Origin of the sequence: Pseudorhodoplanes sp., from assembly GCF_035565795.1 — a bacterium.
GTDB lineage: Bacteria > Pseudomonadota > Alphaproteobacteria > Rhizobiales > Xanthobacteraceae > Pseudorhodoplanes.
In genome coordinates this window covers 1-5070 of sequence record NZ_DATMRV010000007.1, presented here as the reverse complement: position 1 = coordinate 5070, position 5070 = coordinate 1, and the positions used below count along the sequence as shown (strand labels likewise).

The window sequence follows — 5070 nt, the reverse complement described above, 5'->3', positions numbered from 1 at the left end:
GCGCTGTACGCTGACTGCACGGCGCAGGAAGGCATCGCGTCCGGGAACCGGCACGACTTCAAGCGACGACACCATCGAGGTCATGTCGAGCGGCGTGTAGTTGCGGTTCTGCAGCAGCGCGTCGGCGGTGCCGCGGTCGAGCCCCATCGCCATCATCTTCTCGCGGTTCATGTCCATGAGCTGGGCGGCGCTGCGGTCACGCAGCGAATCCTTCACGCGGCTCGACGTGCCGACGTTCGAGACCACGATGCCGACCGCGCCGGGGATCGCCATCATTGCGCCTGACACCACGAGCCCGCCGGCCGCCGCGGCCTGTGACAACTTCTGCAGCCGCGCCTGCAATGGCGCGTAATCGGTATAAGGATCGACACCAAGCTTCGCGGCCAGCTCACGGCGCTTCTGGTCGGCACCGAGACCGCCCAGGGGCTGGTCCTGCGATTTGCCCGCATTGTGGATGCCGGAGCCGATCTGGCCGATCTGGTTGCCGATGCCGGCCAGCGTATTGCCCAATGCCTCGACCGGGTTGACGAGCATCTCACCGGCGAACTTCACCGGGGCAAGACCGGCCTGGCCGAGCGCATTGTTGAACTCGGTCGACTCCGTCAGCTTGTCGAGTTCGGCGACCGCGGCGAGTTCGCGCATGCGGATCTGCATCATCGCATCGCTCACCACGGTGAAGTCGCCATAAGACGAGCGGACGGTGTAGACGCGCAGGAAGCCGTCGCTGCGGACGGGATTTGCGATGGTGTAGTTGGGCGCGGACGCGACGATGCCCGGGATCTTGCCGGGGCTGTAGGTCGCGGGCCGTTCGATTTCCGCTCCGAATGCCGCGGTCGCGACCGCAAAAATGGCCGCTGTTGCGGCCGCACCAAAACACGCAGAAGTCCGCGCGCGCATTACTCAACTCCCCCCACAGGTAACCCGTGGCTATTTTGGCCGTGAATGGGTTACCACCGCAAGCGGAGCAGGATCACGAGTTCAACAGCGGCGCGGTTTGTCCCCACTCAGGCTTTAGTCTTGGCAACGGCCGCGATCTCGTCCTCGGACAAGCCCGCCTCGCGCAGAACTTCCGCGGTGTGCTCGCCGAGATTGGGCGGCAGGGTCCGAACCGCCGGCTGCGATTGCGACCATGTGCCGGGAACATCGGTCATCCGCAGGCGTCCCTCGGTCGGATGGTCCACGCAGCGAAAGAAGCCGACATCCTTCAGATGCGGATCATCGAACAGGCTTGCGATGTCGTGCAGAGGCGCGACCGGAATATCGGCGGCGTCGAGCAGGGCGACCCAGTCTGCAGTGGTGCGTGTTTTCAGCGTGTCGGCGACGAAGGCGTAGACCTCGTCGATATTGTCCGCTCGCCCGCCATGGGTCGAAAAGCGCGGATCCTGCAGCAAGTCCTCGCGCCCGATGGCCTTGAAGAAACTCTTCCAGTGTGTGTCGGTATAGACCAGTGCGCAGACATAGCCGTCCTTGGTGGCGTAAGGCTTGCGGTGAGGCGACACGAGACGCGGATAATATTGCGGGCCTTCCGGCGGATCGAAGGTGAGGCCGGACAGGTGGTCGCCGAGGAGATACTCGACGAACACCTCGAACATCGGAATCTCGATCGCCTGGCCTTGGCCGGTGCGCTCGCGATGAAACAGCGCAGCCGATATTGCATTCGCAAGGTAGAGGCCGGTGGTGCGGTCGGCGATCGCGATCGGCATGTAGCGGGGCTCGCCGCCCCAGGCGTCCGGCGCGATCGCGGCAATTCCCGAAAGCCCCTGGATCAGATCGTCATAGGCCGGCTTGCCGGCATATCGCCCGCGCGCGCCGAAACCGGTCGCGCTCGCATAGACGATGCGGGGATTGACCGCGCGGATGTCTTCGTACCCCAATCCAAGCCGCGCCATCGCGGCCGGCCGCACATTGGTGACGAATACGTCCGCCGTCGCCGCGAGCTTGCGCAATGCATCGCGTGACGCCTCCTGCTTCAGGTCGAGCGCGATCGACCGCTTGTTGCGATTGAGGTTGAGATAGATGTGGCCCATGCCCTTGCTCCGCATGGGGCCCACATGGCGCATGATGTCGCCTGACGGCGCCTCGACCTTGATCACGTCGGCGCCGAAATCCGCGAGGATCTGCGTGGCGTAAGGCCCGAGAATGACGCTTGTCAGATCGAGAATGCGGATGCCGGAGAGCGGGCCGGTCGGGGGCGGGCGGTCGGTCATGCGCTCAGCAATATCGCGCGGCCTGAGCACTCCGCAACTGCAAGCTTGCTAGATGATTGCAGCCTCGCGCACTGGCGCGCCGTGGGTCTGCGGGATCTTGTCCGCATAGGTCTTCACGAAATCCGACATCGGCGCGTTGTGCCCGCCCGGCGGCTCCATGGCGTGGTCGGTATAGTCACGCGCATTCGGGTCGGCATAAACCCGCTTGACGATCTTGCGATACTTCCGCACGAGGCCGACCCATTTCACGACGACTTTCGTGAAGTCGTAGACTCGCCACGGATAGAAGATCAGCGGATTGACGATCGGCATACCGTAACGGCGCTGGGTCCGGATTTTCCGCCGCACGAATCCGAATTGCAGGGGGTGGACCCCTTCGATCCGCGATGCGCCAGAGAACAGCGTGATGCCGTCGATCACCTTGGTCTTGTTCAGGCCGGTGGCGGCAGCGCGCCGCATGATCGTCTCGACATGCTCGTCGGAGTAATAGCGCGTCCAGGCGCTGCGATAGACCTCTTCCCACGTCTCCTTCGACATGATCGGATGCGCGGTACAGGCGTGTTCGAGGTCGTATTTGTTCAGATCGGGATCGACCGGGATGCCCTTGATGTGGAGGTTCTTGTGATCCTCCGAGCCGGGCAGTGGCGTCAGATAGAAAAATTCGAGGATATCGACCGGCAATTCCTTCTTGATGATCTCAATGTCGTGCGCGATCGATTCCGGCGTGTCGGTCGGAAAGCCGAGAATATAGCCGGCAAAGGTCATCACCTTGGCCTTGCGCCAGGCGAAGAACATCTCCTGATATTCCCAGATCTTGTTCTGCCGCTTCTTGGCACCGGCCAGTGATTGCGGATTGATGTTCTCGAGCCCGATGAAGACGGCGGTGCAGCCCGCGCGCGCGGCCTTCTCGATGAAGCCCGGAATCTTGTGACACAGCGTGTCGACCTGCAGCAGAAGGCGGATCTTGAAGCCTTCCTTCTCGCGCAGCTCGATCAGCCGGTCGAGGATCGGCTCCCAGTTCTTGTTGCGGGCGTAATTATCGTCGGTGATGAAGAAGCGGGTGATGTTCTGCTTGGCATTGGCGCGCACGATGCCTTCGACATCGTCGGCAGTACGGTAGCGGGACTTGCGGCCCTGCACATTGATGATGGTGCAGAAGCTGCACTGGAACGGGCAGCCCCGTCCGGCATCGAAGCTTGCGTAATGGCCGGCGACGCGCGTCACGACATCGCGCGGCAGGATCGGGTAGGTGGCCGCCTCCATGCCGGGCGAGTCTTTCAGATGATTGTAGATCGGCCTGGCTTGTCCCGATGCCATGTCGCGCAGGAAGTCGGACATGCGGCCTTCGGCTTCGCCCGCATAAAGCACGACGCCGAGATCGAGCGCCTCCTGCAACTCCGGCGTCAGCTTCGGCAACATCGAGATCACGCCGCTGACATGGAAGCCGCCGATCGCAACCTTGATGTCCTGCTGACGGAAAATCCGCGCCAGATCGAGCGCACGCGGATACTGGTTCGACTGCACCCCGACGAGGGCGACAAAGCCGGCGCCCGCGTTACGGATGTCGCGGACGATCCGTTTCGTATCGATGACGGTGTTGCATTCGTCATAGGCCTCGATATCGATTTGGACATCGGGGCCGAGCGCGTATTCGTCGGCGCATTCGCGCAGGAGGCCGTAAACGCTGGCGAGGCTGTTGGACGGAATGGTCGAGCGCCACCACTGGATGACGTAACCATCGGCATCGTAGTGTGAGGGCTTGATCAGCACGATCTTGAAGCGTCGCGCCGCGATCGCCGCCGGCGGCCGGGCCGCTGCGGTGGTTTCGCGGTCATTCGCAATGACTGCCGATCCCCCCATTCGCACAGTGGACACGCATTTTACCGGAACTGCAAGGCCGGCCGCCTTGAGAAAGGCCTGACGGAACCGCGCAGGGAGTGCCCGGTTTCGCGTTACCGTCAGAAGCCCGGATAGAAGACGTCGTCGAAATTTGTGCCGCTTTCGTCGTCCATCTCGGTCTGCATCTCGTTTTCGAGATTGATGCCGCCGGTGTCGCGCCCGATATCGCCGACGCCGGGCAAAAAGCCTCTGCCAGGCGGCGCCACCATGTCGCGATAGGTTTTCATCGCGTTCTCGTCGCCCACGAACGCGCATCGGCATTGCGGGTCGGCATAGACGTAGTAGCGCTGGCCGCTCTTCCGGTGCGGCACGAATTTGCGCGGCGGGATGGAGTTGAGACGCGCCATCTTCTCCGGCGTGTTGGCTTCACGCATCTTGAAGCCGGCATCCTCCAGTTTCATGTCGGTCGCGAGGTTCGGCTGCGCCGCGGTCTGCGTCACGGCAAGAGTCGCCGCCGCAATCGCGAAACAGATCGACCGCAGCCACATCCTCGTCGCTTCCGTCACTGTCTGACACCCTCTCCAACAATCACGAACGCACCCCCATAGCCCGGATAAGGCTGTTCCGGCCTGGCGCTGTCGCCGAGATAGCTCACCATCGCGCGGTGCATCGCCCCCGCGCGCCCGAGTTTCGCATCGGCGCTGAGATTCGCGAAGGTGGTTGTCCGGCCTTTTCCGAATTGCTTAACCGTAGCCAAAAAGTCTGCATTTCCGGCTCCGGATAAGGCCCGTCTTAACTCCGATCTGCGATGGATACTCCCGGGGAAGCACTGTCGGCGATGTATCGGCGGTCACAATCGGGACGGCGTTGGGATGCACGGCAAGTCCATTTCGTTACGCGACGCGCGAAGCCCCGCCTCGGCCGGCGAGGCGGAGCACTATGTCGTGCGCGCCCTTGCCGAGCGGCTGCCCCGCCCGGCGCGCTTCCTCGTCGTGGGCGCGCTCGGGCTGCTCACAGACATCGG

4 protein-coding genes are annotated in these 5070 nt (G+C 63.0%); all 4 read right to left on the bottom strand.

What is annotated here, in order from left to right:
• Positions 1-897, bottom strand: an 897-nt coding sequence (locus VNZ93_RS00510) for a hypothetical protein (protein ID WP_325698516.1), incomplete at its 3' end; no start/stop codon positions are given.
• 107 nt (positions 898-1004) lie between these two features.
• Positions 1005-2207 (bottom strand): CoA transferase, encoded by a 1203-nt coding sequence (locus tag VNZ93_RS00505; protein WP_325698512.1) that lies wholly within the window; start codon positions 2205-2207, stop codon positions 1005-1007.
• Between the two features lie 48 nt (positions 2208-2255).
• Positions 2256-4082, bottom strand: a complete 1827-nt coding sequence (locus VNZ93_RS00500) for a B12-binding domain-containing radical SAM protein (RefSeq protein ID WP_325698509.1) — start codon at positions 4080-4082, stop codon at positions 2256-2258.
• 83 nt (positions 4083-4165) lie between these two features.
• Complete coding sequence (locus tag VNZ93_RS00495; RefSeq protein ID WP_325698506.1) at positions 4166-4612, bottom strand: hypothetical protein; 447 nt, start codon at positions 4610-4612, stop codon at positions 4166-4168.
• Positions 4613-5070 lie beyond the last annotated feature (458 nt).

Excerpts from the sequence above, each read along its gene's own strand:
- VNZ93_RS00505 (WP_325698512.1), bottom strand. The coding sequence starts at position 2,207 with ATGACCGACCGCCCGCCCCCGACCGGCCCGCTCTCCGGCATCCGCATT.